The sequence below is a fragment of the Micromonospora sp. NPDC023633 genome (assembly GCF_040640035.1).
Lineage (GTDB): Bacteria > Actinomycetota > Actinomycetes > Mycobacteriales > Micromonosporaceae > Micromonospora.
Map to the genome: position 1 here is coordinate 18948 of NZ_JBFABB010000040.1, position 25548 is coordinate 44495.

The window sequence follows — 25548 nt, forward strand, 5'->3', positions numbered from 1 at the left end:
GGTACGCCAACGGCGACGACGACCGGAGGAGGCAGTGATGCCAGGACCACGGCCGGGCAGCAACGCCTACGACAAGCAGCGGGCGCGCATCCGGAACGCGATCGACGATTCGGGACGGCGGGTGCCGGACGACAAGGCCAACGACGTGGCCAACCGGATCCTGCAGTCCGACCGCGGGCAGCGGGGGGTCGTACGCGGCGAGCGGGTCTACGGCCCCAAGGGCGAGCGCGAACCGGGCGACCCGAAGTGAGGGCGACGGGCCTGGCCGACGGGGCGATCGCCGGCGCGGTCGGCAGCACCGCCCTGAACGTGGTCAGCTACCTCGACATGGTGGTCCGCGCGCGGCCGGCGAGCAGCACCCCGGAGCGGAGCGCGGGACGGGTGGCCGAGGTGGCGCACGTGGGTCTGGGGCCCGAGGACCGGGCGGCGAACCGCCGCTCGGGCCTCGGGCCGCTGCTCGGCTACGGAATCGGCGTCGCCGCGGGAGTCGGGTACGCCCTGCTCGCCCGGGGCCGGCGGATGCCACTGCCGCTGGCCGTCGGGGTGCTCGGCGGCGGCGTGATGACGATGTCCGACGGGTCGATGACCCTGCTCGGGGTGACCGATCCGCGCACCTGGCGCCGGTCGGACTGGCTGGCCGACATCGTTCCGCACCTCGCGTACGGCGTGGCGGCCGCAGCCACCTGGAACCGGCTGCGACCGCCCGCCTCGGGCCGGGGCTGTTAGCCCCCGGCGCTCTCGTCGTCGGCGACGGGCTCCGTGGCCGGGCCGTACGGGGACACCTGCCCCCGCGGCACCGGCCGCCCCTCGTCGCCGTGCGACGAGCCGCGGTTGAGCGGGTGCCCGGTCGGGCGCGGGCCCTTGCTGTCCTGGCTGGTGGCGCCCTTGTTGTTGCGGCGGAACTCCTCCTGCTGCGGGTTCACCACGGGTCTCTCCTTCCGGGGTCCGACCGTGTCCGACAACGGTTACCCGCCCGCCCCGGCCGCATACCCGCCCGGGAGCACGCTCGCAGGGGTGGCCGGGCGCAGGGCGGGTACACCCCGAGGATGGGCGACGACCAGAAGGTGGCGCGGGTCCTGCTGGACCGGCGGGGCCGCACGTACGCCGAGGAGGCGGGCATCACGCTCGCCGACCGGCCCGCCCCGCTCTACCAGTTGCTGGTGCTCGCCACGCTGCTGAGTACCCGGATCCGGGCGGGGGTGGCCGTGGCGGCCGCGCGGGAACTCTTCGCCGCCGGCTACCGGACCCCGCAGGCGATGGAGGCGGCGAGCTGGCAGGACCGGGTCGACGCGCTGGGCCGGGGCCACTACCGCCGCTACGACGAACGCACCTCGACGATGCTCGGCACCGGGGCCCGGCTGTGCCTGGACCGCTGGCGGGGCGACCTACGCCGGCTGCACCGCGACGCCGGCGGCGAACCGGCCGGGCTGCGCCGGCTGCTGACGGAGTTCCCCGGCATCGGCCCCACCGGCGCCGACATCTTCCTGCGCGAGGCGCAGGTGGTCTGGCCGGACCTGCGCCCGTTCGCCGACCGGCGGGCCCTGGCCGGCGCGAAACGCCTCGGCCTGCCCGGCTCGGCGGAGCGGCTGGCCGGGCTGGTCGACCCGGCCGACTTCGGCCGGCTCGCCTCGGCGCTGGTCCGGGTGGCCCTCGGCGAGGAGTCCGCCGGCGAGGTCACCCGCGCCGCCGCGTGACGGGGTCTACTTGACCGTCTTGTCGCCCGGCTTCGTCAGGTGCCACACCAGCAGCGCCGCCAGCAGCGCGAGCACGACGAGGCCGCCGGACACGCCTCGGCCGTCCTCCTCGCTGCGGCCGGTGGTACCGAAGTAGATCACCGCGAGCCCGGCCAGCACCGTGACGAACGTCCGCATCCCTCGGTCCTTCACACCCCGGACGGTAGGACCCGACCCGCGCCGGACGCAGCCGTTTCGTCCGTTTCAACCCGGGCGGGTGTCGGGTCGGGGGCCGGTGGGGAAGTCACGCAGCCGGACCCGGCGGATCGTCCGGCCGGACACCTGCACCACCTCGACGGTCAGCCCCGGCAGGTGCACGGTCTCCCCCGGGCCGGTCGGCAGGTGCCCCAGCCCGGCCAGCACCAGGCCGGCCACCGTCGTGTACTCCCGCGACGGCCGGAAGTGCAGGCGCACCCCGACGTCGGCCAGGTCGTGCAGCGGGAAGTCGCCGGGCACCAGCAGCGCACCGTCCGGTTCCCGGGTCACCCCGGTCACGTCCCGGTCGGTCTCGTCGTACAGCTCCCCGACGACCTCGGCCAGCAGGTCCTCCATGGTGATCATGCCGTCGACCCCGCCGTGCTCGTCGACGACGAGAGCGAGCTGCTGGTGGCACAGCCGCAGCTCACGCAGCGCGTCGGAGACGGGCAGGGTGCCGGGCAGCAGCAGCGGCGGACGGGCCCGGTCGGCGACCGTCGCCGCGTCCGCCTCGACGAGTTCGCGGATGTGCACCACGCCCCGCACCTCGTCCAGCCCACCCGGCCCGACGACGGGGGCGCGGGAGCGGCCGGCGGCGGCGAGCCGGCGCAGCCCGTCGGCGGCGGGCAGCGTCGCGGGGAGCACCGTCACGTCCAGCCGGGGCACCAGGATCTCCCGCAGCGTCCGGCCGGCGATGTCGAACGCGCCGGTGAGGATCTCCCGCTGCTGCGCGGACAGGCCCCGCTGGCTGACCAGCATCTCCCGCAGCTCGTCCTCGGTCATCTCCGTCCGGCTGGCGCGCGGGTCCCCGCCGGCGAGCCGCACCACCCCGTTCGTGGCCTTGCTGAGCAGCCAGACCGCCGGCCGCGACAGCCGGGCCAGCAGGTCCAGCGGACCGGCGCTGACCAGTCCCCAGCGCTCCGCACGCTGCATCGCCAGCCGCTTGGGGGCCAGTTCGCCGACGACCAGGGTGACGAACGTCAGCAGCACGGTGACCAGGACGACCGCGACGCCGCGCGCGGCCCCGCCGAGGAAACCCAGCGGCCCGACCAGCGGCTCGGCCAGGGAGACCGCGGCGGCGGCGGAGGCGAGGAACCCGGCGAGGGTGATGCCGAGCTGGATGGTGGCCAGGTACCGGTTGGGGTCGCGCACCAGCCGGGCCAGCCGCTCCCCCGACCCGCTGCGCCGGCCCAGCTGCCGCACCTGCCCCTCGCGCAGCGTCACCAGCGCCATCTCGCTGCCCGACAGGGCCGCGTTGACCAGCACCAGCACCGCCACCAGCGCGAGCTGACCGAGCTGCGCCCCCATGTCAGTCGACCTCCAGGTCGTCGAGGGAGATCTTGTGCGTCATCAGCCACCGGGCCAGCGCCGACATCCCGAACAGCCACAGCGGCGCGGACTCGGTGGTGCCGTTGGTGGCGAAGATCGCGAAGCGCAGGTCCGGCGCCCGGTACGCCTCGATCCGCCATTTGTGCTGCCTGTCCCGCCAGACCGCGGAAGGGTCCATGGCGCCACGCTAGGCGACCACCGGCCCCGCCGGGGCGGCTTCAGGACCGGGCCGTGACCACGACCCGCGCGTCGTCGGGCAGCCGCCGGGTGACGCCGCGACGGTCCAGCAGCTCCAGCAGCGGCACCGCGACCCGGCGGGTGGTGTCCAGCGCCCGCCGGGCGGCGCTGAGCGTGAACGGCTGGGGCAGCCCGGCCAGCACCCGCACGGCGTCGTCGGCCGCGCCGGGCAGCAGCACCACGTTCTCGGCGAGTCGCAGCAGCGCCCCCGCGCGCACGGCCGCGCCGATCTCCCGGGGACCCAGCCCCAGGTCGGCGAGGTGCTCGGCCTCGGGGGCCCGGAACGGGCGGTCGGCGTACTCGGCGCGGACCCGGGCCACGGCCCGGGCCACGGGTTCCGGCAGCGCGTCGGCCGCCGACGCGGTGACCCGGCCGGCGCGCAGCCGCAGCGGCGGCCGGACCAGCGCCTCGACCAGCGCCCGCTCGGGCAGGTCGAGGCGCTGGCGCAGCAGCTCGACCGGCGCGCCCGGCTCCAGCGGGTGCTCCCGGGCGTGCCGGGCGACCTCCTCGACCAGCCGGGCGCCGAGGCCCCGCCAGTGCTCCGGGTCGGCCAGCCAGTCGCCGGCCACCGGCCGGCCGGTGCCCTCGACCCCGGTGCGGAGCAGGTCGGCGGCCCGCGCCAGCCCCCGCCGGCGCAGCTCGCCGGCCAGGTCGGGGCGGCCGTCCACCGTCGCCAGCACGACCGCGCGGGCGGCCGCCGCGCCCCGACGAGTCAGCGGCGGCGGCGCCACGTCCAGCACGGTCACCCCGCCCGCGACGTGGTGCCGGCCCGGGTCGCGCAGCAGCGCCCGGTCGCCGACCAGCAGCGGCAGCGGCCGGGCCAGCCGCAGCCGGGCGGTGTCCGGGCCGAGGGGCCGGACCCGGGCCGGCACCGCCGCCGAGCCGATGTGCAGGGTCAGGGTGGCCGGTAGTTGCGCCGTCGGGTCGCCGGCCAGCCGGACGTCCAGCAGGTCCGTGCGGTGGAAGCGGCCGGGGGTGAGCAGCGCGTCGCCACGCCCGAGGCGGTCCCGGGGCGTGCCGCGCAGGTTCACCGCCACCCGGGCGACCGGAGCAACCTCGGGCCGGGCCACGCCGAGGGAGTGCAGGCCGCGTACCCGCACCGCCTCCGCGCCGCCGGCGAGCTCCAACTCGTCGCCCACGCGCAGCCGACCGGCGCCGAGGGTGCCGGTCACCACGGTGCCGGCGCCCCGGACGGTGAAGGCGCGGTCCACCCACAGCCGCACCGGGGCGTCGGTGCGCGGGGCGGGCAGCCGGGCGGCGAGCCGATCCAACGCCGCGCGCAGCTGCGGCAGGCCGGCGCCGGTCACCGCGCTGACCGCGACCGCGTCGACCGCGCCGAGGGAGGTGGCGGCCAGCTCCGCCCGGGCCCGGGCCGTCGCCGGGCCCGGATCGGCCAGGTCCGCGCGGGTCACCACCAGCAGGCCGTACGCCACCCCGAGCGCGTCCAGTGCCGCCAGGTGCTCGGCCGACTGCGGCATCCAGCCCTCGTCGGCGGCCACCACGACCAGCGCGGCGGGCACCGGGCCGACGCCGGCGAGCATGTTCGGCACGAACCGCTCGTGCCCCGGCACGTCGACGAACGCGACCGTCGCGCCGGAGGGCAGCGTGGTCCAGGCGAAGCCGAGGTCGATGGTCATGCCCCGGCGGCGTTCCTCGGCCCACCGGTCGGGTTCCATCCCGGTCAACGCCCGGACCAGGGTCGACTTGCCGTGGTCGACGTGCCCGGCGGTGGCCACCACCAACACGCCTCAGCCCTCCCCGGACACGCGCAGCACGGCGGCGTGGACCGCCGCGTCGGCGTCGGCGGGTACGCAGCGCAGGTCCAGCAGCAGCCGCCCGCGCACCACCCGGCCCAGCACCGGCGGCTCTCCGACGCGCAGCGGCTGCGCGTACCGCTCGGGCAGGCTGAGCGCCCACGAGGCCAGCTCGACGCCGGGCGCGCCACCGCCGCCGACGACCGCCCCGGCGGGCACCACCTCCGCCTCGCACCCGTCGGCGGCGAGCGCGTCGCGCAGCCGCTCGGTGCGCGCGCGCAGCGCGCCCGCGTCGGCGTGCAGCGCGGCCCGGGTGGGGGTGGCCGGGTCACCGAGGGTGGCGGCGAGCGCGGCGAGGGTCAGCTTGTCCACCCGCAACGCCCGGGCGAGGGGATGCCGGCGCAGCCGTTCGACCAGGTCGGCGGCGCCGAGCAGCAGCCCGGCCTGCGGGCCGCCGAGCAGCTTGTCGCCGCTGGCGGTGACCAGCGCCGCCCCGGCCCGCAGGGTGCTGGCGGCGTCCGGCTCGGCGGGCAGCAGCGCATCGGGCGCGAGCAGCCCCGAGCCGATGTCGGCGACGACGGGGACGCCGAGGGTGGCCAGCCGCCGCACCGGCACGGCGGAGGTGAAGCCGGTGACCTGGAAGTTCGACGGGTGCACCTTGAGCACGAACCCGGTGCGGGCACCGATCGCGGCGGCGTAGTCGTCGAGCGTGGTGCGGTTGGTGGTGCCGACCTCGCGCAGCCGGGCGCCGGTGCTCTCCAGCAGGTCGGGCAGGCGGAATCCGTCACCGATCTCCACCAGCTCGCCCCGGCTGACCACGATCTCTGCGTCGGCGGCCAGCGCGGTGGCGGCGAGCACCAGCGCGGCGGCGCCGTTGTTGACCACGTGCACCGCGCCCGCGTCGGGCACCGCGGCCGCGAGGGCGTCGAGGGCGTCGCGTCCGCGCCGGGCCCGCCGCCCGGTGCGCAGGTCCAGCTCGACGTCGGTGTGCCCGGTGGCGGCGACGACCGCCGCGACGGCGGCGGGCGACAGCGCGGCCCGACCCAGGTTGGTGTGCAGCACCACCCCGGTGGCGTTGAGCACCGCCTGGGGCGCCGACGCGGGCAGGGCGGCCAGCGCGGCGTCGCGTACCGCCTCGGGGGCGATCTCGCCCCGGCGGGCGCGCTCCTGGGCGCCGTGGACGGCGACCTTGACCCGCTCCCGGCCCAGGGTGGCCGCCGCGGCGGCCAGCCGGGGGTCGGCGAGCAGCGCGTCGGTGCGCGGCACCCGCCGGCGCGGATCGGCCGCGACGTCCCCCATGGCCCCCTCTTCCACAGCTTGGCGGAGACGGACGGGAATCGAACCCGCCTGGCCCGGATCCCGGACCACACCGGTTTTGAAGACCGGGAGGGGCACCAGCCGCCTGAACGCCTCCACGCAGCAGTGAACCACAGGCCCGACGGGCGTGCGCGGGAGGCGTCAGGCCCCGGCGGCGCGCCGCCGCTCGAGGCGCTCGCGCTGCGGCACCACCGTGTACTTCGGATCCTTCGCCGAGGCGACGCCGCCCTCGAAGATGCCGAACCGGGTCGCCACCGAGGCGCCCAGCAGGGCCGCCCCGGACAGCGCGGAGAGCGCCCGGCTGCGCCGGCCCAGCAGCGCGCCGGCCACCCCGACCACGGTCAGGGCCCGCCCGGCGCGCAGCAGCCGACCGGCCCGCCCGGTGCGGTAGGGCTCGCTGAGCAGCCCGAGGCGGGTCTCCACGCGGTGTGCGCCGTACAGCTCCAGGGCCGCGCCCGCCACCGCCATCCGGCGGGCGGGCCCGGCCTGTGCGGTGGGCGCGGCGATCAGCCCCACGCCCGCGCCACTGGCCAGGGCGCTGCCCGCGAAGATGACCGGCAGTTCCGGGTACGCCTCGTGCCAGGACGGCACGGCCGTGTCGGCCAGCAGCACCCCGGTGTACGTGGCCAGCGCCGGCGCGGTCGCCGCGGCGGCCAGCCCGGCGGCGTGCCCGACCGGCGGCAGCACCCGGCGGACGAGCCCCGGCAGGCCCCGCTCGGGCAGCCACGGCGCGCCCTCGGCCACCGCCGCGATCCCGGCGGCCGGGCCGAAGGCACTGAGGATCCAGGTGCCCACGGACATGGGCGAGGTGGGCTTGGCCACCCGCAGCATGTGGTGGAACCGGGCGGGCCGCCCCAGGTCCCTGATGAGGAAGACGGTGCTGGCGGTGACCGCCGCCAGCGAGGCGACCCGGCCGGCGTGGCGCAGCGCGGGCCGGCCGGTGAGCTGCCCGCCCGCCGCGAGCAGCGACGAACCGGCAGCCAGCCCGCCGGTGAACAGGTACGCGGCGATGTCCCACTTCCAGACCGGCGCCTTGAGGATCGGCCGGCCGTAGTAGGAGGTGAACTCGGCCTCCGGGACGGCCAGCTCCTCGCCGCCGCGCCGGCCGCCGCCCCGCCGTCGGACCTCGCCGGGTGCGCGGGTCGACGCCGGCGCGAGCCCGGCCGCCGCGCCGGACCCGCCGGGTGGCAACCCCGGCGAGCCGGCAGCGATCTCGCCGGCGCCGGCCGGCCCGCCAGGGACGGCGGCGTCGAGGCGATCGCGGAAGCGGCGGAACAGGTCGCCCACCGGGCGGTCCGGACTCACCGGATCACCGCCAGGATGCCCCGTCCTTCAAAGCGGAAAGGAATGGCGGACGCGTTGTCAACCATGATTGTCCTTTCTGGTATGACTGGTCCTGTGTCGGACGGCGTACAGGTGTCGGGCATACCCGACCCCGGAGCAGGCGGCGGTGCTGAACCGCACGTTCGGGTGTGTACGTGTCGTCTGGAATCGCACTCTCGCCGCCCGTCACGCCCGCTGCCACACCGAACGGAGATCCACCTCCTATGCGGAGACGGATCGGGCGCTGACCGGGATGAAGAAGCAGCCCGACCTGGCGTTTCTGGGTGAGGTGTCGTCGGTGCCGTTGCAGCAGACCCTGCGGCACCAGCACACCGCCATGACCGCTTTCTTTCAGAAGCGGGCTCAGTATCCGCGGTACAAGTCCCGGCACGGCCGCCAGTCGGCCTCCTACACCAGGTCGGCGTTCCGGTTGCGCGGCGGGAACCTGTCGTTGGGGAAGACACCGGGTGTGCTGCGGTTCGTGTGGTCGTGGCCAGGCGTGGATGTGACCGGGTTGGATCCGACGATGGTGACGGTGTCGCGTGACCCTGACGGCCGCTGGTTCGTGACCCTCGCCGTCGACGTCGACGCACCCGCCGCACCCCAACCAACGGGCGAGGTGGTCGGCGTGGACCTCGGCCTGACCGACTTCGCGGTGCTGTCCACCGGCGAGCGCACCCCCCACCCGAGGCACATGGAGCGCCGGGAGCGCCGGTTGAAGCGCTACCAGCGGATGATGGCCCGCCGACAGAAGGGCTCGGCCAACCGCGCCAAAGCCAAACGGAAGGTCGCACGGGCGCATTCGCGGGTACGCGACGCCCGCCGGGACTTCCTGCACCAGCAGTCCACCATCCTGGTGCGCCGGTTCGCCGCCATCGCCGTGGAGGACCTGGCGGTGGCAAACCTGGTCCGCAACCGCTGCCTGGCCAGATCCATCTTCCGTAGCGGCTGGGCCGAGTTCCGTACCCTGCTTGCCTACAAGGCGCACCGTGACGGCCGTACCCTCGCGGTGGTGGACCGCTGGTACCCGTCGTCGAAGACGTGTTCGGCGTGCGGGCACCTGCTCGCCCAGCTTTGCCTCGGCACACGCTATTGGGTGTGTCCGGGTTGCGGCACCCGGCATGACCGGGACGTCAACGCCGCCAAGAACATCGCCGTCGCGGCCGGGCTGGTCGAGACGCAAAACGCCTGCGGAGCGGACGTCAGACACGAAGGACCTCCTTCCGTGCGGTCTGCGGTAAACCAGGAACCCCCATCCGTGAGGGTGGGAATCCCCCGCCTCTAGGCGGGGGAGGATGTCAAGAGGAACCTCCCACGAACGCGGCCACGGCCGCCGCCGCCATCGCCAGCGCGGCCAGGCCAGCCCGCTTCCACATCTTCGGCAGGTCCCGGGTGGTGACCACCGGGTCCGGCGGCAGCCCGTACACCTCCGGCTCGTCGAGCAGCAGGAAGAACGCGCCGTCGCCGCCGACCCCGTCGCCCGGGTCGTGTCCGTAGAGCCGCGCCTCGGGTACGCCCCGCTCGTGCAGCGTCGCCACCCGGGCCGCGGCCCGCTCCCGCAACTCGTCGAGGGGGCCGTACTGGATGGACTCGGTGGGGCAGGCCTGCGCGCAGGCGGGGGTCCGCCCGGCGCCGATCCGGTCGTAGCACAGCGTGCACTTCCACGCCCGGCCGTCGCCCTCGCGCTGGTCGATGACGCCGTAGGGGCAGGCGGAGATGCAGTAGCCGCAGCCGTTGCAGATGTCCTCCTGCACCACGACCGTGCCGAACTCGGTGCGGAACAGCGAGCCGGTGGGGCAGACGTCGAGGCAGGCCGCGTGGGTGCAGTGCTTGCAGACGTCGGACATCATCAGCCAGCGGAAGTCGGTGCGCCCCTCCGCGCCCCCGGCGCGCCCCGGCGGCTGCGCCCCGGGCATCCCCAGGAACTCCGGCCCGGCGGTTCCGCCGGCCGTTGCCATGTCGGGGCCGTCGCTCGTGCCGGTGCTGGTCGCGCCGCCTGGGCCGGTGCCGGCGGCCATCCGCGCGGCCGCGTCCGCCGCGCCCGGCGGCACCCCCGGCTCGGTGCCGGTCCGGTTGTCGACGCTGGCGGCCACGGCCGCCGAGGAGGCGCTGACCGACGCGCCCGAAGGCGTGCCGGCGAACGGAGGGCTGCGGTGCCCGGCCGGGCGGGGCTGCTCGACGAACGCCACGTGCCGCCACGAGTTCGCGGTCAGCGCGCCGGTGTTGTCGTACGACATGCCGAGCAGGTCCAGCCCCGAGCCGGGGACGTCGTTCCACTCCTTGCAGGCCACCTCGCACGCCTTGCAGCCGATGCAGACGCTGGTGTCGGTGAAGAAGCCCATCCGGGGCGGGGCGTCGGTCCAGCCGGCCTCCGGGGCGGGATCCAGTGAACCGGAAAGGCTGTGCGGGTCAGGAAGCATCGCGGCCCTCCCCGGCCCCGTCGGCGGCGGGCGACGGCGGGAGCGCCCCCGGGGTGAGCGTCGGGGCCGGGTGGCCGGGGACGATGCCCGCCCGCCGCTGGTAGTCCGCCACCAGGTCCAGCAGGGCCGGGCCGGTGGGCCGCCGACCGGGCCGCACGTCACAGGTACCGATCTTGCTCTCCTGGATCAGCACGTTCGGGTCCAGGGTGATCCCGAACAGGTCGTTGGCCGAGTCGCCGGTCACCAGCCCCTCGAACCCGAAGTGGTACGGCAGCCACACCTGGTGGATCACCCGCCCGTCCACGCGCAGCGGGCTGAGCCGGTCGGTGACCAGCACCTTCGCCTCGATCACCGCCCGCCCGCTGACCAGGTGCGCCCAGCCCAGGTGCGCCAGGCCCACCTCCGCGGCCAGCTCCGGGGACACCTCGACGAACATCTCCGGTTGCAGCTCCGCCAGGGGCCGTACGGTTCGGCTCATCCCGCCCGCCGTGTGGTGCTCGGTGAGCCGGCTGACCGTGAACACGTACGGGAAGACTTGGCTGTGCTCCTGCGGCGGGCTCGGGTTCACCGAGTTCACCGGGTGCGCGTACACCTTGCGGGTGGGGTTGGCCTGCTGCCGGTAGAACGGGTTGCGCACCGGCGACTCGGCCGGCTCGTAGTGCGTCGGCAGCGGGCCGTCGAGCACGCCGCTCGGCGCGTACAGCCAGCCCTTGCCGTCGCCCTGCATGACGAACGGGTCGTCGCCGGCGATCCCCTCGGTGCCGGACGCGCCCTTTGGCGGCCGGTACGTCGGCGGCTTGGTCCGCTCGAAGTCCGGCACGTCGTAGCCGGTCCACTCCCCCGCGTCCGGGTCCCACCAGACGTAGCGCTTCCGCTCGCTCCACGGCCGGCCCTGCGGGTCCGCCGAGGCGCGGTTGTAGAGGGTGCGCCGGTTCGCCGGCCACGCCCAGCCCCACTCGGCGGCCACCCAGTCCTGCTCGTGGCGGGATTTGCGCCGCGCCGCCTGGTTGACGCCGTCGGCGTACACCCCGGAGTAGATCCAGCAGCCGACGGCGGTGGAACCGTCGTCGCGGGCCTCGGCGAACGCGGACAGCGGGCGACCGGTCGCCACCTCGTACCCGTTGATCTCGCGCAGCACCGCCTCGGCGATCGGCTCGGCGTGCCGGCCGTGCGTGGGGTAGTCCCAGGCCAGGTCGAGCAGCGCCCGGTCGCGCGGCAGGTCGGAGCCGGCCAGCTTCTCCCGCAGCCGTCGCCCGAGGTGGTAGAAGAACCACAGCTCGGAGCGGGCGTCGCCCGGCGGGTCGACGGCCTTCTCCCGCCACTGCAGCAGCCGCTGCGTCTGGGTGAAGGTGCCCTCCTTCTCCACGTGCGAGGCGGCCGGCAGGAAGAACACCTCCGTCCTGCACTGCTCCGGCACGATCTCGCCGGTGGCGACCTCCGGGCTGTTCCGCCAGAACGTGGCGCTCTCGATCATGAACAGGTCGCGGACCACCAGCCAGTCCAGGTTGGCCATGCCGAGGCGCTGCGCCCGGCCGTGCGCCGACCCCACCGCCGGGTTCTGGCCCAGCAGGAAGTAGCCCCGCACCTTCCCGTCGATCATGTTCAGCACCTGCTGGTACGTGCCGTGGTCGCCGGTCATCCGGGGCATGTACCCGTAGCAGAAGTCGTTCTCGGGCGTCGCCGCGTCTCCCCAGTACGCCTTGAGCAGGCTCGCCGCGTAGGCGCGGGCGTTGCCCCAGAAGCCCTTCTGACCCGGGTGGCGGATGCTGTCCACCCACGCGTCGAAGGTGGGGTGGTCGGCGTGGTGCGGCATCGGCAGGTAGCCGGGGAGCAGGTTGAACAGCGTCGGGATGTCGGTGGAGCCCTGGATGCTGGCGTGCCCGCGCAGGGCCAGGATGCCCCCGCCCGGGCGGCCCATGTTGCCCAGCAGCAACTGGATGATCGCGCCGGTGCGGATGTACTGCACGCCCACGCTGTGCTGCGTCCAGCCCACGGAGTAGATCAGCACACCGGTGCGCTCCCGGCCCGAGTTCGCCGTCCAGGCCTGGGCCAGCTCCAGGAACTTCTCCCGCGGGATGCCGCAGACCCGCTCCACCATCTCCGGGGTGTAGCGGGCGAAGTGCCGCTTCAGGATCTGGTAGACGCAGCGCGGGTGCTGCAACGTCTCGTCCCGCTCGGTCTGGCCGCCCACCTGCGCGCCGTGCGACTCGTGGCGCAGCCCGGCGGCGGTGTCCCGCTCCTTCGCGGTGTGCCCGCTGCCCGAATCCGACTCGTGGCCCGCGTACTGCCAGGAGTCCTGGACGTAGCTGCCCGTCTCGGGGTCGAACCCGGAGAAGAAGCCGTCGCCGTCCTCGGTGTCGACGAACCGCTCGCTGACGATCGTCGCGGCGTTCGTGTAGGCCAGCACGTACTCCCGGAAGTCCAGCTCGTTCTCCAGGATGTACCGCACCACGCCACCCAGCAGCGCGATGTCGGAGCCCGCCCGGATCGGCAGGTAGGCGTCGGCCAGCGCGCTGGTGCGGGTGAACCGCGGATCGACGTGGAACACCTTGGCGCCGCGCCGCTTGGCCTCCATCACCCACTGGAAGCCCACCGGGTGGGCCTCGGCCATGTTCGAGCCCTGGATGACGATGACGTCAGCGTTGGCGACGTCCTGCTGGAAGTCCGTCGCGCCACCGCGACCGAAGCTGGCCCCCAGACCGGGGACGGTGGCGGAGTGTCAAATACGCGCCTGGTTCTCGATCTGGAGCGCCCCCATCGCCGTGAACAGCTTCTTGATGAGGTAGTTCTCCTCGTTGTCCAGCGTCGCCCCGCCCAGGCTGGAGATGCCCAGCGTGCGGTTGAGCGGCCGGCCCTGCGCGTCGACGTCCTCCCAGGTCTCCGCGCGGGCGGCGAGGATCCGGTCGGCGATCATGTCGAGCGCGACGTCGAGCTCCAGATCCTCCCACTCGGTGGCGTAGGGCCGCCGGTAGCGGACCTTCGTCTGCCGCAGAGGGCTGGTGACGAGACTCTTGCTGGCCGACCCCTTGGGGCACAGCCGGCCCCGGGAGATCGGGCTGTCCGGGTCGCCCTCGATCTGGGTGACCTCGTTGTCCTTGACGAAGACACGCTGGCCGCAGCCGACCGCGCAGTAGGGGCAGACCGAGCGGGCCACGCTGTCGGCGGTCTCGGTGCGGGCGGTCAGCTCCGCCGACCGTCCGGACTGCGCCGCGGCGCCCCGGCCCAGCGGGTCGGTGCCGGTGAGTTGCCGGTAGACCGGCCAGCCCTGGATGAAGGTCCGCAGGCCCACGCGACACCCCCTCTCCCGGCCCGTCCGACGTCGCCAACATGAACATAGGCCAGGCCGCGCGGGACCGCGACCCGTGCCGCCCGATAACCACCCCGACGGTCGCCGCCCGCACTCCGCCGATGGACGGGTTGGGCGAGGCCACCCTGCGCGGCATGGGCAGGGGCGCGGCGCGGCGTCGCCCATCGCGTACGCGACGACAGCGGCCGGAACCCGCCCCCACGTTGGCCGAGGCCGGCGCCTCCTTGTCGCGGCGCCCGCGCCGGCGGGGTCGCCCCGCTCCGGCAGTGGCCGGCTCGCCGCTGAGTCGGAGCGGCTTCCTGGCCGAGGCGGCGCGGGGCTCTGGCCGAGTCGTCCGGGCGGCGGCGAGTGGTGCGGGGGCCGGCCGCCCCGGGTGCGGGCGCGACGACGAGACAGCGCCGCCCCCGGGCCCGGAGGCTCGGAGGCGGCGCTGGTGTCGGTGTGCAGGTCGCCTCTCGGCGAGTGGCGCGACGCGGCTCCAGCCGAACGGTATTCCGCGAAGGCAATTTAGGTGAGGCCCGGGGACACTGGACACACCGACACCTCATTCAACCAGCCGACGGGCCGCGATGTTCCATCGGTGGTGGATGTGCCGCTGGCCGGCACCCCGGGTTCGGGTGCCGGCCAGCGATCCCCCTTTGTGGTGGAAAGTCTGTGGTAGTCGGGTCAGTTGTTCCAGTGCTCGGCGACGAGGTCGGCGGCCTGCTGCTCCCACTGGGCGTAGTGGTCGGGGTACGCCGAGACCTGCACGGTCTGGGCGGCCTCGGTCAGCGGCATGTCCTGCCACCCGTCGACCTGCTTGAGGGCCTTGAGGAACGCCGTGGTCGAGTACTCGGGGTCGGTGATCTGCTCGACCGTGCCCCAACCCGAGGTCGGACGCTGCTGGAACAGGCCCTGCGAGTCGTGGTCGTTGCGCTCACCCAGGTGACCCAGGTTCTCCAACTTCGACTCCTGCAACGCGGTCGCGATCGAGACGACGGCGGCCCGCTCGTCCATGCCGGCCTTCTTCGTCGCCGCGATGATCGCCTTGACGTTGCCGACCTGCTCATCGGACAGCTCGATACGCGACTGCGCGCCCTGCACACCATGCGGCACCAGCTTGCCCATGTCCGGCTTGTCGGCCCGCACCGCGACGGCGACAGCAGTGGTGTCCACGGTCGGGGCGCTGGTGTGGGTGGTGTCGGTCATCGGGCCGGCGGCCACACCACCGGCGAACGCCAGACCGGCGATACCGAGCACGCTGTTACGAATGATCGTGTTCATCAAGATGCTCCATTCGGGGGTGGCACCCGCACCGAGGGGGATCGGCCACGCGGATGCAAGCACCGTCCGGCGCCCAAGGAACTCGGGGGATCTCCAGCGAAACTGGAGGGATCTCCGGCGTCGTACCGGAGGAAGCTCAGATCGGCCGTACCGGCCGGCTGCCCAAAGCCGTCGAGGCCGGGCACCGGGGCTGTCGCGTGGGGGCGGGGGTAGCCCTCACGTCGGTCGCGACCATGTGTAACCACGGGCGACCCGCCATCATTCCGGGGGCCGGGGCCCGCCAGCTTGTCGAGCGGCGTGGCCTTGCTCGGTCGTACGCAGGGTGTAACGACCCCGCCCCGGCCACGATTCCGCCCCCACGATGCCCCCGATCACACCCCCGAGCCGGACACCTCGCCTCACCCGGAACGGGACGATCGACGCGCCGGATCAGCTTGCACGTCCGGGATCTCGGTAGGTAACGCCCTCAGAGGGCCCGGCGACGGGCGGGCAACCCCTTACGTCGCGCAATCACCCACGTGCGCGCCACCACCCCGAACCGCACCCGGGAAGAGGACAGGAGTGACCGTCGACACATAAGATACGAACCCGTTCCGTATCGATAACCGGCCGCCTACTCTGACACCCTGAATTACGAGTCTGACCCGTATCGAAACGGGGCCGGGGGGAGAACACGAAGATGCCACCGCACGAGAACACGGGACACCCGAGAAGGTGGGCGATCCTCGGGGTGCTGGTGATCAGCCTCCTCGTGGTCGTCCTGGACAACACGATCCTCAACGTCGCGCTGCGCACGCTCGCCGACCCGGTGCACGGCCTCGGCGCGAGTCAGGGCGAGCTGGAGTGGTCGATCAACTCCTACACGCTGGTCTTCGCCGGCCTGCTGTTCACCTTCGGCGTGCTCGGCGACCGGGCCGGGCGCAAGCGCTTCCTGCTGATCGGCCTGGTGCTCTTCGGGCTGGCGTCGCTGCTGTCGGCGTACGCGCAGAGCCCCGCGCAGCTCGTCGCGGCCCGCGCGCTGATGGGCGTCGGCGGCGCGGCCATCATGCCGGTGACGCTCTCGATCATCTCCAACGTCTTCGACCCCCGCGAGCGGGGTCGGGCGATCGGCGTCTGGGCCAGCGCGGTCGGCCTGGCCGTGGCCATCGGCCCGATCCTCGGCGGCGCGCTGCTGGAGCACTACTGGTGGGGCTCGGTCTTCCTGATCAACGTGCCGGTGGTGGCGCTGGGCGTGGTGCTGGTGGCGTTGCTCGTGCCGGAGTCGCGGGACCCGGAGCCGGGTCGCGTCGACGTCGTCGGCGTGCTGCTGTCGGTGGTCGGGCTCGTCGCGTTGACGTACGGCATCATCGACGGCGGCGAGCACGGCTTCGGCCGCCCGCTGGTCTGGGCCGCGATCCTCGGCGGCCTGGCGGTGCTGGCCTGGTTCGTCGCGTACGAGCGGCGCAGCGACCATCCGTCGCTGGACGTGCGGCTGTTCCGGGTGCCCCGCTTCGCCGCCCCGGTGGCCATCGTCGGGCTCGTCTTCTTCGCCGCGATGGGCGTGATGTTCTTCAGTTCGTTCTACCTGCAACTGGTGCGCGGCTTCAGCCCGCTGGAGACCGGCCTGCTCTACCTGCCCTTCGCCGCGGCCCAGCTCGTCTTCGCCCCGAGCAGCGCGGCGATGGTTCGCCGGTACGGCGGCAGGGCGGTCGCGGCGGTCGGGCTGGCGCTGACCGTGGTCGCGCTCGGCGCGTTCGCCTTCGTCGACGCGACCACCCCGATCTGGGTGGTGCTGGTCGTCTTCTTCCTCCAGGGCACCGGGATGGCCAACATCATGCCCCCGGCCACGGAGTCCATCATGTCGGCGCTGCCCCGGGAGAAGGCCGGCGTCGGCTCGGCGGTCAGCAACACGGTCCGGCAGGTGGCCGGCGCGCTCGGGGTGGCGGTGCTCGGGTCGGTGCTCTCCGCGGTCTACCGCGCCGACGTCGACCCCGCCCTGCGGGACCTGCCCGCCGGGGCGCGCGAGGTGGCCGGCGAGTCCATCTCCGGCGCGTACGCCGCGGCGGGTCAGCTCGGGCCGGCGGCGCCGCAGCTGATCGCGGTCGCCGACGACGCCTTCCTGGCCGCGATGCACTGGGCGGCGGGCCTCGCCGCCGCGATCGCCGCGCTCGGCGTCCTCGTGGTGCTGCGCTGGATGCCCGGCCGGCCCGCCGCCCCGGCGGGGGAGCCGGCGCCGGCGGGGGAACCCGAGTTGGCCGGGACCGCCTAGCTTCGGGAACAATGTCCGACATGACTTCCACCGCCGACGCTCCTCGGCCGCCCGGGCGGCCGAGGAGCGTCCGCGCGGACGAGGCGATCGTCGAGGCCACCCTCGACCTGCTCGCCGACGGCAGCACGATCGAGGCGATCTCGATCGAGGCGATCGCCGCCCGCGCCGGGGTCGGCAAGGCCACCATCTACCGCCGCTGGCCCGGCAAGGACGCGCTGCTGCGGGACGCCCTGCGCACGCTCAAGGGCACCCCGCCCGAGCCCGCCGGCCACTCGGTCCGCGACGACCTGATCCTGCTGGTCGGCGCGGTCGGTCACCACATCGACCCGCGGGCGGCGCGGATCATGCCCTGCCTGGTGCCGGAGGTCAACCGCAGCCCCGAGCAGTACCAGCTCTACCAGAACATCATCGAGCCCCGGCGGGAGATGATGCGCGAGGTGCTGCGGCGCGGGATGCGCTCCGGCGAGCTCCGCGCGGATCTCGACGTCGAGGTGGTCATGGCGATGCTGACCGGCCCGATGCTGGTGCAACGCGTCATGCGCTGGCACCCCGACCTCGACGAGACCACGCTGCCGCAGCGCATCGTCGACGGCGTGCTGGACGGCATCCGCGCCCGCTGACCGCCCCGCCGCGCGACGGCGGGCGGTCAGGCGGCCGGCGTACGCAGGCGGTGCAGGCGCAGGGCCAACTGCACCTCCAGCGCCCGCTCCGGCTTCTGCCAGTCCGCGCCGAGCAGCTGCCCGACCCGCTCCAGCCGCTGGGTGACCGTGTTGACGTGCACGTGCAGCAGCTCGGCGGCCCGGGCCAGGCTGCCGCCCACCCCGAAGTACGCCTCCAGGGTCTTCACCAGCGCGGTGCCCCGCCGGGCGTCGTAGTCGACGACCGGCCCGACGGTGGCGGTCAGGAACCGGTTCACGTCCTTGTCGCCCCCGTCGCCCACCGCACCCAACAGCAGCCCGACGAAGCCCAGCTCGGCCGTGCTCGCCCCCTGCCCCGAGCGGCCCAGCGCACCGAGCGCGGTGAGGCACCGCTCCGCCTCGGCGAACGTCACGGCCAGCGACGCCGGCCCCGTCGACGGGCCGCTCGCCCCGGCGGTCACCGGCCGGCCGGTCACCCGGGACAGGTCCCGGGCCACCGCCCGGGCGCTGCCGCCCGCGTCCCGGCCCGGCAGCATCAGCACCACCCGCCCGTCGCGGGCCGCCGCCAGCCCGCCCCGGGTCGAGGCGTACGTGGTGGCCCAGGAGAGCACCCGCTGCCGGGCCGAGCCGGTCGCGGCGATCGCGTCGTCGCCGACCGCGACCAGCACGTGCGGGGCGTCCAGGTCCACGCCGAGCCGGCGGGCCCGGCTGCGCAGCGCGTCCGTGTCCCGCAGCGGCCGGGCGATGAGGTCGTCGAGCAGCTCGCCCCGGACCCGCCCCTCCGCCTCGGCGACGGTACGCCGGAACAGCAGCAGCAGCGCCGTCACCAGCGACGCCCGCTCCAGGATCCGCTGGTCGGCGTCGACCAGCTCGTCGTCGGGGCGCAGCACCAGCGCGCCCATGTTCTCCGCCCCGGCCACCACCGCGGCGTACCAGAGCCGGCCCCGGCGCACGCTGCGGCCCTCCGTACGCGAGGCGGCCACCGCCTCCACCATGTCCGCCCGGTCCGGCTCCTCGATCTCGCCGACCCGGGCCAGCAGCCGGCCCTCCGCGTCGAGCGCCAGCAGCGCCCCGCCCAGCACGTCCGTGACCGCCGCGGCGACGTCCTCCACTCCGCCGCCGCGCAGCACCAGCGCCGTCATCCGGTCGTGTGCCGCCGCGGCCCGCTCCACGGAGCTGCTGTGCGCGCGGATGGTGGTGTTCGCGAACGACAGCTCCTCCAGCGCCGCCCGCGTCTCCGCGAGCAGCCGCGCGGTGTCGATCGCCACCGCCGCGTGCGCGGCGAGGGAGACCAGCAGCGCCACCTCCTCCCGGACGAACGGCCGGGCCGAGCGGTTGGCCGCGTAGAGCACCCCGATCGAGGTGGAGCCGAGCCGCAGCGGCACCCCGAGAATGGCCACCAGGCCCTCCTCGCCCACGCCGGCGTCGATCTCGCCGGTGTGGTGGAAGCGGTCGTCATCGGGGTAGTTCGCGGTGACGTACGGGGCGCCGGACTGGGCCACCAGGCCGCCGAGGCCGGCGCCCATCGGCAGCCGCAGCTGCTGGAAGCGGGCGGAGACCGACCCGTCGGTGACCCGCATGTACGTGTCGCCGCGCTCGTCGTCGTCGAGGGTCATGTAGGCGACGTCCGCGCCGAGCAGGTTGCGCGCCCGGTGCACGATCGCGCGCAGCACGTCGTCCAGGTCGCGCAGCCCGGCCAGGTCGCTGACCGTGTCGTACAGCCCGGAGAGCTCGACCTCCCGGCGGCGGCGGCGTTCCAGCAGCGCGCGGACCCGCAGCGCCACCGTCTTGGCCTGCTCCAGCTCGGCGAGCCGCTCGGGTGGCAGCCCGGCGGCGCGCGCGGCGACGAGCGGCCCCTCGAACTCCACCGCGGCGGCCTCGCGGGCGAGCAGCTCCAGGAACTCCACCGGTGACGACATGACCGACATTGTGCGGCTTGCCACTAGTTCGCCGTCCAGCCCCCGTCGAGCGCGATGGACGCGCCCGTGATGAACGCCGCCGGCGGGGAGCAGAGGTAGGCGACGAGTTCGGACACCTCCTCCGGCTCGATCAGCCGCTTGATCGCCGCCCGCGCCAGCATGATCTTCTCGACCACCTCGCTCTCGGGGATGCCGTGGCTGGCGGCCTGGTCGGCGATCTGGCTCTCCACCAGCGCCGTGCGCACGTACGCCGGGTTGATGCAGTTGGCGGTGACGCCGTGCGCGGCGCCCTCCAGCGCGACCACCTTCGACAGCCCCTCCAGCGCGTGCTTGGCGGAGACGTACGCCGACTTGTACGGCGAGGCGCGCAGCCCGTGCACCGAGGAGATGTTCACGATCCGCCCCCAGCCCCTGGCGTACATGTGCGGCAGCGCCCGGCGGATGATCAGGAACGGCGCCTCCACCATCACCCGGTGCAGGTGGGCGAAGCGCTCCGCGGAGAACTCCTGCACCGGCGCCACGTGCTGGAGGCCGGCGTTGTTCACCACGATGTCCACGTCGGCGTCGAGCCGGCCCACCGCGTCCGGGTCGGCCAGGTCCACGCCCTCGGCCCGTCCGCCGGCCTCGGCCGCCACCGCCTTGGCCGCCTCGATGTTGCGGTCCACCACCAGGACCTCGGCGCCGGCGGCGGCCAGCCGCAGGGCGCAGGCCCGGCCGATGCCGCTTCCGCCCCCGGTCACCAGGGCGGTACGACCAGCGAGGTCGACGTGTACGACGTGGGGGACCGCCACGGGTTCTGCCGTCATGGCGCATGAAGTTACGAGCTGTGTGTCCGGGCGCACATGGGCCGGCGACACATACTCAACGGCCGGAGTGTGTGGTCGCCGCGCGCCCCGGCCGGCGTGTCGGCGCGCCCGGCGTGTCCCCGGCGGCGGGGTGTCGCCCGGCTCGGTAGGGTGTCGAACACACGTACTGCTGGCGGCTGGGGAGGAGGCGGCGTGCGGGTGCTGGGCGTCGACCCGGGGCTGACCCGGTGCGGGGTCGGCGTGGTCGAGGGCGTGCCGGGGCGGCCCTGCACGCTGGTCGCCTACTACGTCGTCTACACCGATCCGGGCGACGATCTGGCGCTGCGCCTGCTGCACCTGGACCGCTCGCTCACCGAGCTGGTGGCCGAGCACCGGCCCGACAGCGTCGCCGTCGAGCGGGTCTTCAGCCAGCACAACGTCCGCACCGTGATGGGCACCGCCCAGGCCAGCGGGATCGCCGTGCTCGCCGGTGCCCGCGCCGGGCTGCCCGTGCAGACCTACACGCCCAGCGAGGTGAAGGCGGCCGTGACCGGTTCCGGTCAGGCCGACAAGGCGCAGATGACCGCCATGGTCACCCGGCTGCTGCGGCTGGCCGAGCCGCCGAAGCCGGCCGACGCCGCCGACGCCCTGGCGCTGGCCATCTGTCACGTGTGGCGCGGCGGGACGCGCTCCAAGCTGGCCGCCGCGGCCGACCGGGCACGACGAGGAGGAGCCAGATGATCGCCAGCGTGCGCGGGGTGGTGACCGCGACCGGTCCGGACCACGCCGTGGTGGAGGTCGGCGGGGTGGGCCTGGCGGTGCAGTGCGCCCCGGGCACCCTCGCCGACCTGCGGGTCGGTCAGCCCGCCCGGCTGGCCACCAGCCTGGTCGTCCGGGAGGACTCGCTCACCCTCTACGGCTTCGCCGACGACGACGCCAAGCAGCTGTTCGAGCTGCTCCAGACCGCCAGCGGCGTCGGCCCCCGGCTGGCCCAGGCCGTGCTCGCCGTGCACACCCCCGACGCGGTGCGCAAGGCGATCGCCAACGCCGACACCGCCGCGCTGACCCGGGTGCCCGGCATCGGCAAGAAGGGCGCGGAGCGCCTGGTCCTGGAGCTGCGTGACCGCGTCGGCCCGGTGCCGGTCGGCGCCGACGGCGCGGCCGGGGTCACCGGCGGGGCCTGGCCCGAGCAGGTCCGGCAGGCGCTGGTCGGGCTCGGCTGGACGGCCGGGCAGGCCGACCAGGCGGTGGCCGCGGTGGCGGAGAGCGTCGACGGTGACGTCCCGCCGGTGCCGGTCCTGCTCAAGCAGGCCATCCGGCTGCTGGGACGCACCCGGTGACGGGGCCCGACGGCGGGCTGGTCTCCGCCTACGTGCACGACGCCGACCTGGACGCGGAGGCCACCGTCCGGCCGAAGCGGCTGGAGGAGTTCATCGCCCAGCACCGGGTCCGCGACCAGCTCGACCTGCTGCTCCAGGGTGCGATGCGCCGCGGCTCGCCGCCCGACCACATCCTCCTGTCGGGCCCGCCTGGGTTGGGTAAGACGACGCTGGCCAACATCGTCGCCGCCGAGCTGGGCTCGGGCATCCGGGTGACCAGCGGCCCGGCGATCGAGCGCTCGGGCGACCTGGCGGCCATCCTGACCAGCCTCGCCGAGGGCGACGTGCTCTTCATCGACGAGATCCACCGGATCGCCAAGCCGGCCGAGGAACTGCTCTACAGCGCGATGGAGGACTTCCGGGTCGACGTGATCGTCGGCAAGGGCCCGGGCGCGACGGCGATCCCGCTGGACGTCGAGCCGTTCACCCTGGTCGGCGCGACCACCCGCTCCGGCCTGCTCACCGGGCCGATGCGCGACCGGTTCGGCTTCGTCGCGCACCTCGACTTCTACTCGCCGGCCGACCTGGAGGTGCTGCTGCGCCGTTCGGCCCGGATCCTGGGGGTGCCGATCACCGACGACGGCGCGGCCGAGGTCGCCGGCCGCTCCCGGGGCACGCCCCGGATCGCCAACCGCCTGCTGCGCCGGGTCCGCGACTTCGCGGAGGTCCGGGCCGACGGGGTGGTCACCCTGGAGACCGCCCGGGCCGCCCTCAAGGTGTACGACGTCGACGCGCTGGGCCTGGACCGGCTGGACCGGGCGGTGCTGACCGCGCTGGTCGACTCCTTCCGGGGCGGGCCGGTCGGCCTGTCCACGCTGGCCGTGGCGGTGGGTGAGCAGCCGGACACGGTGGAGGAGGTCTGCGAGCCGTTCCTGGTCCGGGCCGGCCTGCTGGCCCGTACGCCGCGGGGTCGGGTCGCCACCGAGGCCGCATGGCGGCACCTGGGCCGTACGCCCCCGAATGGTACATTTGGCGCGGATGCCCCTCCCGCGCCCGATCTGTTCTCCGTGGATGCCGATCAGCCGTGATGTGAACGTGATCTGTGCCGCATTCGGCGTTCCCAGGTGCAGGGATTAGACTCGCGCCGGTCTGTACAGGACGTGAGAATCCGCCTCCGCTCCGACGCGCCCGCGCCGGGACGGCGGCCAATGGGAAGGTCTTTCACCGTGCTTTACGCAGCAGAGGGCGGCGGGGGTGCCGGCAGCCTGACGCCGATCCTCATGATCGCTCTGCTCTTCGGCGTCATGTACTTCATGATGATCCGCCCCCAGCAGAAGCGCCGCCGTGAGGCGGAGTCCATGCAGTCCGCCCTCGCCCCCGGCGACGAGGTGGTCACCATCGGTGGGCTCTACGGCACGGTCACCGGCGTCGACGACGACACCGTCCTGCTCGAGGTCGCGCCCGGTGTGCAGACCCGGTACGCCCGTCCGGCCATCGCCCGGGTCGTCAGCCAGGCGGAGCGCCCGGCCGACGAGGCGGTCACCGAGGACGCGGACGTCGTCAAGGAGTGACGGTCGCTCCCGCCCCGTGCGGGTGGTGGTCGCCGGGCTCCGGTGACGACTTCGCCCGACGGGGCAGCGGAGGCGACGTGAAAACTGGATAGTTGGGCCCGACGCCGGAAGTCGGCTCGTCCCGTTCCGCTCGGCGCCCCCGCGCCGAGCCTCGGAGCCGGATGCCGGCCTCCGACGCCGGCCCGTCGGAACCGCCGGCCGGACCGGCCGACACCCGCCGCACCAGCGGCGCGACCGTACAGGGAGACAGGACAGCCGTGGCACCACCTCAGGGACAGATGCGGCCCGGACGGCAACTGGCCGTGCTCGGGCTCATCTTTGTCGTCCTCTATCTTTTGGTGTTCTTCGCGGGCGGCGCCAGCGGCGGCTTGAAGGACAGGCTCGAGCCCAAGCTCGGCCTGGACCTCGTCGGCGGCACCCGGCTGACGCTGGAGGCGACCAACAGCATCGGTGGCCAGGCCCCGACGGCGGAGAACCTCGAAGAGGCCCGCCAGATCATCGAGAGCCGGGTCAACGCCTTCGGCGTCGCCGAGGCAGAGGTGGTCACCGAGGGTAACCGCAACATCGTGATCTCCCTGCCCGGTGAGAACCGCGACCTGACCGAGGTGGGCGACGCCGCCGAGCTGCGCTTCCGCAAGGTGCTCAAGGCCGCCGACGGCAGCGGCGCGGCCGCCGCCCCGCCGCCCGCCGCCACCCCGGCCCCCTCGGGCAGCGCGTCCCCGGCCCCGTCGGGCAGCGCGAAGCCCTCGGGCAGCGCCGCCCCGTCCGGCAGCGCCGCCCCGAAGGCGACCGCGTCGCCGAGCGGTGGTCAGGGCGGCATGGCCCCGGCTCCGAGCGCCAGCGCGTCGGCCGCACCGAGCGCCACCCCCTCGGCCGGCGCCGCCACCCCGACGCCGAGCGCCAGCGGCGAACCCGTGCCGCAGAGCGTCGAGGAGCAGCGCAAGGCCGTCGAGCAGAAGGTCGGCGCCGCCGCCTGGGCCGCCGCGAGCGGCCTGCAGGCCCCGGCCGACCTGGCCGCCGACCCGTCGCTTGCCGAGAAGCTCAAGCCGTTCGCCGCCCTGGACCCGCGCGAGGTCGCGGTGCTGCCGGCGACGATGCAGTTCAACGTGCCGCAGATCAGCTGCGCCCAGCTCGACAAGCGCCCGCCGGCGTCGATCTCCACCCCCGACCAGCAGGCGGTCGCCTGCGAGGACGGTGCCGCGAAGTACCTGCTCGACCAGGCGAAGGTGCTGGGCACCGACGTCAAGGGCGCCAGCGCGGTGCTGGACCAGACCAGCCAGTGGGTGGTGAGCCTCGACTTCACCGGCGACGGCCAGACGAAGTGGACCAACCTGACCCGCGAGGCGTTCAACAACGAGGGCCAGGCCTGCGACGCCACCGCCCTCGGCCAGGATGGCAAGTGCCGCGTCGCCGTCGTGCTGGACAACGAGATCGTCTCCTCGCCCGAGATCCAGGGCGTGCTGACGGGCAACTCGCAGATCACCGGCAACTTCAACCAGCGCGACGCCAGCGCCCTGGCCGGCCAGCTGCGCTACGGCGCGCTGCCGGTGACCTTCGAGGCGCAGGAGCAGCAGAACGTCACCGCCACCCTGGGCGCCAGCCACCTGCGGGCCGGTCTCCTCGCGGCGGGCATCGGCATGCTGCTGGTCATCATCTACTCGTTCTTCTACTACCGCCTGCTCGGCTCGGTGATCTTCCTGAGCCTGGTCCTGTCGGCGCTGCTGGTCTTCGGTGCGCTGGTGGTGCTCGGCCGGCAGATCGGCTTCACCCTCACCCTCGCCGGCATCGCCGGCATGATCGTGTCACTAGGTGTGGCGGCGGACTCGTTCGTCATCTACTTCGAGCGGCTCAAGGACGAGATCCGCGAGGGGCGCAGCCCGCGCAGCGCGGTGCCGCGCGCCTGGATCCGGGCCCGTCGGACGATCATCTCGGCCAACGCCATCACGCTGATGTCGGCGGTGGTGCTCTACGTGGTCTCGGTCGGCACGGTGAAGGGCTTCGCCTTCGCCCTCGGCCTGGCCACGGTGCTGGACCTGGTCGTGGTCTTCCTCTTCCGGCACCCGATCATGACGATGTTCGCCCGCACCTCCGCGTTCCTGTCCCCGCGGGTCAGCGGTCTCGGCCGGGCGCTTCCGCCGCGGACGGCCGAGCCGGCCAAGCCCCGCAACCCGCGCGTCAAGGAGGCCTGAG

General features: G+C 74.4%; 23 protein-coding genes and 1 tRNA gene. 11 read left to right on the plus strand and 13 right to left on the minus strand.

The window, feature by feature from the left end; genetic code table 11:
- The first annotated feature begins 37 nt into the window (after positions 1–37).
- On the plus strand, positions 38–250 hold the full coding sequence (locus AB0G13_RS14860) for a phosphatidylethanolamine-binding protein (RefSeq protein WP_101409922.1): 213 nt from the start codon (positions 38–40) through the stop codon (positions 248–250).
- Entirely contained in the window at positions 247–726 is a 480-nt protein-coding gene (locus AB0G13_RS14865; protein WP_357873968.1) for a hypothetical protein, read from the plus strand. Before AB0G13_RS14860 ends, AB0G13_RS14865 begins: the two co-directional genes overlap by 4 nt.
- Here the strand turns inward: AB0G13_RS14865 and AB0G13_RS14870 are convergent.
- Positions 723–926, minus strand: coding sequence for a hypothetical protein (locus AB0G13_RS14870; RefSeq protein WP_121398373.1), 204 nt, complete (start codon positions 924–926; stop codon positions 723–725). The two genes, AB0G13_RS14865 and AB0G13_RS14870, sit on opposite strands and share 4 nt — an antisense overlap.
- 120 nt (positions 927–1046) lie before the next feature.
- Between AB0G13_RS14870 and AB0G13_RS14875 the strand changes: the two genes are divergently transcribed.
- Positions 1047–1694 carry a hypothetical protein gene (locus tag AB0G13_RS14875; RefSeq protein WP_357873972.1) on the plus strand — a complete coding sequence of 216 codons (648 nt, stop codon included), beginning with the start codon at positions 1047–1049 and terminating at the stop codon, positions 1692–1694.
- A 6-nt stretch (positions 1695–1700) separates the two neighbouring features.
- Here AB0G13_RS14875 and AB0G13_RS14880 read toward each other — a convergent pair whose 3' ends face one another.
- The 7 genes from AB0G13_RS14880 to nrfD form a co-directional block, all read right to left on the minus strand.
- The gene (locus AB0G13_RS14880) at positions 1701–1871 is read right to left on the minus strand and encodes a hypothetical protein (RefSeq protein WP_199184494.1); all 171 of its coding nucleotides are present in this window, start codon (positions 1869–1871) and stop codon (positions 1701–1703) included.
- Positions 1872–1937: 66 nt separating this feature from the next.
- Complete coding sequence (locus AB0G13_RS14885) at positions 1938–3236, minus strand: hemolysin family protein (RefSeq protein WP_357873975.1); 1299 nt, start codon at positions 3234–3236, stop codon at positions 1938–1940.
- Between the two features lies 1 nt (position 3237).
- Positions 3238–3435, minus strand: coding sequence for a hypothetical protein (locus AB0G13_RS14890; RefSeq protein ID WP_089000292.1), 198 nt, complete (start codon positions 3433–3435; stop codon positions 3238–3240).
- A gap of 40 nt (positions 3436–3475) precedes the next feature.
- Complete coding sequence (gene selB / locus AB0G13_RS14895; RefSeq protein WP_357873978.1) at positions 3476–5239, minus strand: selenocysteine-specific translation elongation factor; 1764 nt, start codon at positions 5237–5239, stop codon at positions 3476–3478.
- Positions 5240–5242: 3 nt separating this feature from the next.
- The gene (gene selA / locus AB0G13_RS14900; protein WP_357873981.1) at positions 5243–6547 is read right to left on the minus strand and encodes an L-seryl-tRNA(Sec) selenium transferase; all 1305 of its coding nucleotides are present in this window, start codon (positions 6545–6547) and stop codon (positions 5243–5245) included.
- Positions 6548–6566: 19 nt separating this feature from the next.
- Positions 6567–6662: transfer RNA gene (locus tag AB0G13_RS14905), tRNA-Sec, on the minus strand.
- A 44-nt stretch (positions 6663–6706) separates the two neighbouring features.
- A complete protein-coding gene (nrfD, locus tag AB0G13_RS14910) occupies positions 6707–7870 on the minus strand; it encodes an NrfD/PsrC family molybdoenzyme membrane anchor subunit (protein WP_357873984.1) in 1164 nt (387 codons plus the stop codon).
- A 91-nt stretch (positions 7871–7961) separates the two neighbouring features.
- Between nrfD and AB0G13_RS14915 the strand changes: the two genes are divergently transcribed.
- Positions 7962–9173 carry a transposase gene (locus AB0G13_RS14915; RefSeq protein ID WP_357874055.1) on the plus strand — a complete coding sequence of 404 codons (1212 nt, stop codon included), beginning with the start codon at positions 7962–7964 and terminating at the stop codon, positions 9171–9173.
- A gap of 13 nt (positions 9174–9186) precedes the next feature.
- On the opposite strand, the gene AB0G13_RS14920 is transcribed toward AB0G13_RS14915, so the two are convergent.
- The 3 genes from AB0G13_RS14920 to AB0G13_RS14930 all read right to left on the minus strand — a co-directional run bounded on the left by AB0G13_RS14920 (position 9187) and on the right by AB0G13_RS14930 (position 14878).
- Complete coding sequence (locus AB0G13_RS14920) at positions 9187–10308, minus strand: 4Fe-4S dicluster domain-containing protein (protein WP_357873987.1); 1122 nt, start codon at positions 10306–10308, stop codon at positions 9187–9189.
- Positions 10298–13597 carry a formate dehydrogenase gene (fdh, locus tag AB0G13_RS14925; RefSeq protein WP_357873990.1) on the minus strand — a complete coding sequence of 1100 codons (3300 nt, stop codon included), beginning with the start codon at positions 13595–13597 and terminating at the stop codon, positions 10298–10300. Before fdh ends, AB0G13_RS14920 begins: the two co-directional genes overlap by 11 nt.
- 684 nt (positions 13598–14281) lie before the next feature.
- Complete coding sequence (locus AB0G13_RS14930) at positions 14282–14878, minus strand: hypothetical protein (protein WP_357873993.1); 597 nt, start codon at positions 14876–14878, stop codon at positions 14282–14284.
- 679 nt (positions 14879–15557) lie between these two features.
- Here AB0G13_RS14930 and AB0G13_RS14935 point away from each other — a divergent pair.
- Together AB0G13_RS14935 and AB0G13_RS14940 are read left to right on the plus strand one after the other, a co-directional pair.
- Positions 15558–17126, plus strand: coding sequence for an MFS transporter (locus AB0G13_RS14935; RefSeq protein WP_357873996.1), 1569 nt, complete (start codon positions 15558–15560; stop codon positions 17124–17126).
- An 11-nt stretch (positions 17127–17137) separates the two neighbouring features.
- Positions 17138–17746, plus strand: a complete 609-nt coding sequence (locus tag AB0G13_RS14940; RefSeq protein ID WP_357873999.1) for a TetR/AcrR family transcriptional regulator — start codon at positions 17138–17140, stop codon at positions 17744–17746.
- Between the two features lie 26 nt (positions 17747–17772).
- Here the strand turns inward: AB0G13_RS14940 and AB0G13_RS14945 are convergent, their stop codons facing one another.
- Complete coding sequence (locus AB0G13_RS14945) at positions 17773–19692, minus strand: helix-turn-helix domain-containing protein (RefSeq protein ID WP_357874058.1); 1920 nt, start codon at positions 19690–19692, stop codon at positions 17773–17775.
- A gap of 14 nt (positions 19693–19706) precedes the next feature.
- The gene (locus AB0G13_RS14950; protein WP_357874002.1) at positions 19707–20489 is read right to left on the minus strand and encodes a 3-hydroxybutyrate dehydrogenase; all 783 of its coding nucleotides are present in this window, start codon (positions 20487–20489) and stop codon (positions 19707–19709) included.
- A 192-nt stretch (positions 20490–20681) separates the two neighbouring features.
- Between AB0G13_RS14950 and ruvC the strand changes: the two genes are divergently transcribed.
- From ruvC to secD, 5 genes are all read left to right on the plus strand, one after another.
- Complete coding sequence (ruvC, locus tag AB0G13_RS14955) at positions 20682–21209, plus strand: crossover junction endodeoxyribonuclease RuvC (RefSeq protein WP_357874005.1); 528 nt, start codon at positions 20682–20684, stop codon at positions 21207–21209.
- On the plus strand, positions 21206–21808 hold the full coding sequence (gene ruvA, locus AB0G13_RS14960; protein ID WP_357874008.1) for a Holliday junction branch migration protein RuvA: 603 nt from the start codon (positions 21206–21208) through the stop codon (positions 21806–21808). The genes ruvC and ruvA overlap by 4 nt, the downstream gene beginning before the upstream one ends.
- Complete coding sequence (gene ruvB, locus AB0G13_RS14965) at positions 21805–22875, plus strand: Holliday junction branch migration DNA helicase RuvB (RefSeq protein WP_357874011.1); 1071 nt, start codon at positions 21805–21807, stop codon at positions 22873–22875. The genes ruvA and ruvB overlap by 4 nt, the downstream gene beginning before the upstream one ends.
- A 138-nt stretch (positions 22876–23013) precedes the next feature.
- A complete protein-coding gene (gene yajC / locus AB0G13_RS14970; RefSeq protein ID WP_357874014.1) occupies positions 23014–23358 on the plus strand; it encodes a preprotein translocase subunit YajC in 345 nt (114 codons plus the stop codon).
- Between the two features lie 257 nt (positions 23359–23615).
- Positions 23616–25547 carry a protein translocase subunit SecD gene (secD, locus tag AB0G13_RS14975; protein ID WP_357874018.1) on the plus strand — a complete coding sequence of 644 codons (1932 nt, stop codon included), beginning with the start codon at positions 23616–23618 and terminating at the stop codon, positions 25545–25547.
- The last annotated feature ends 1 nt before the right edge of the window (position 25548 follow it).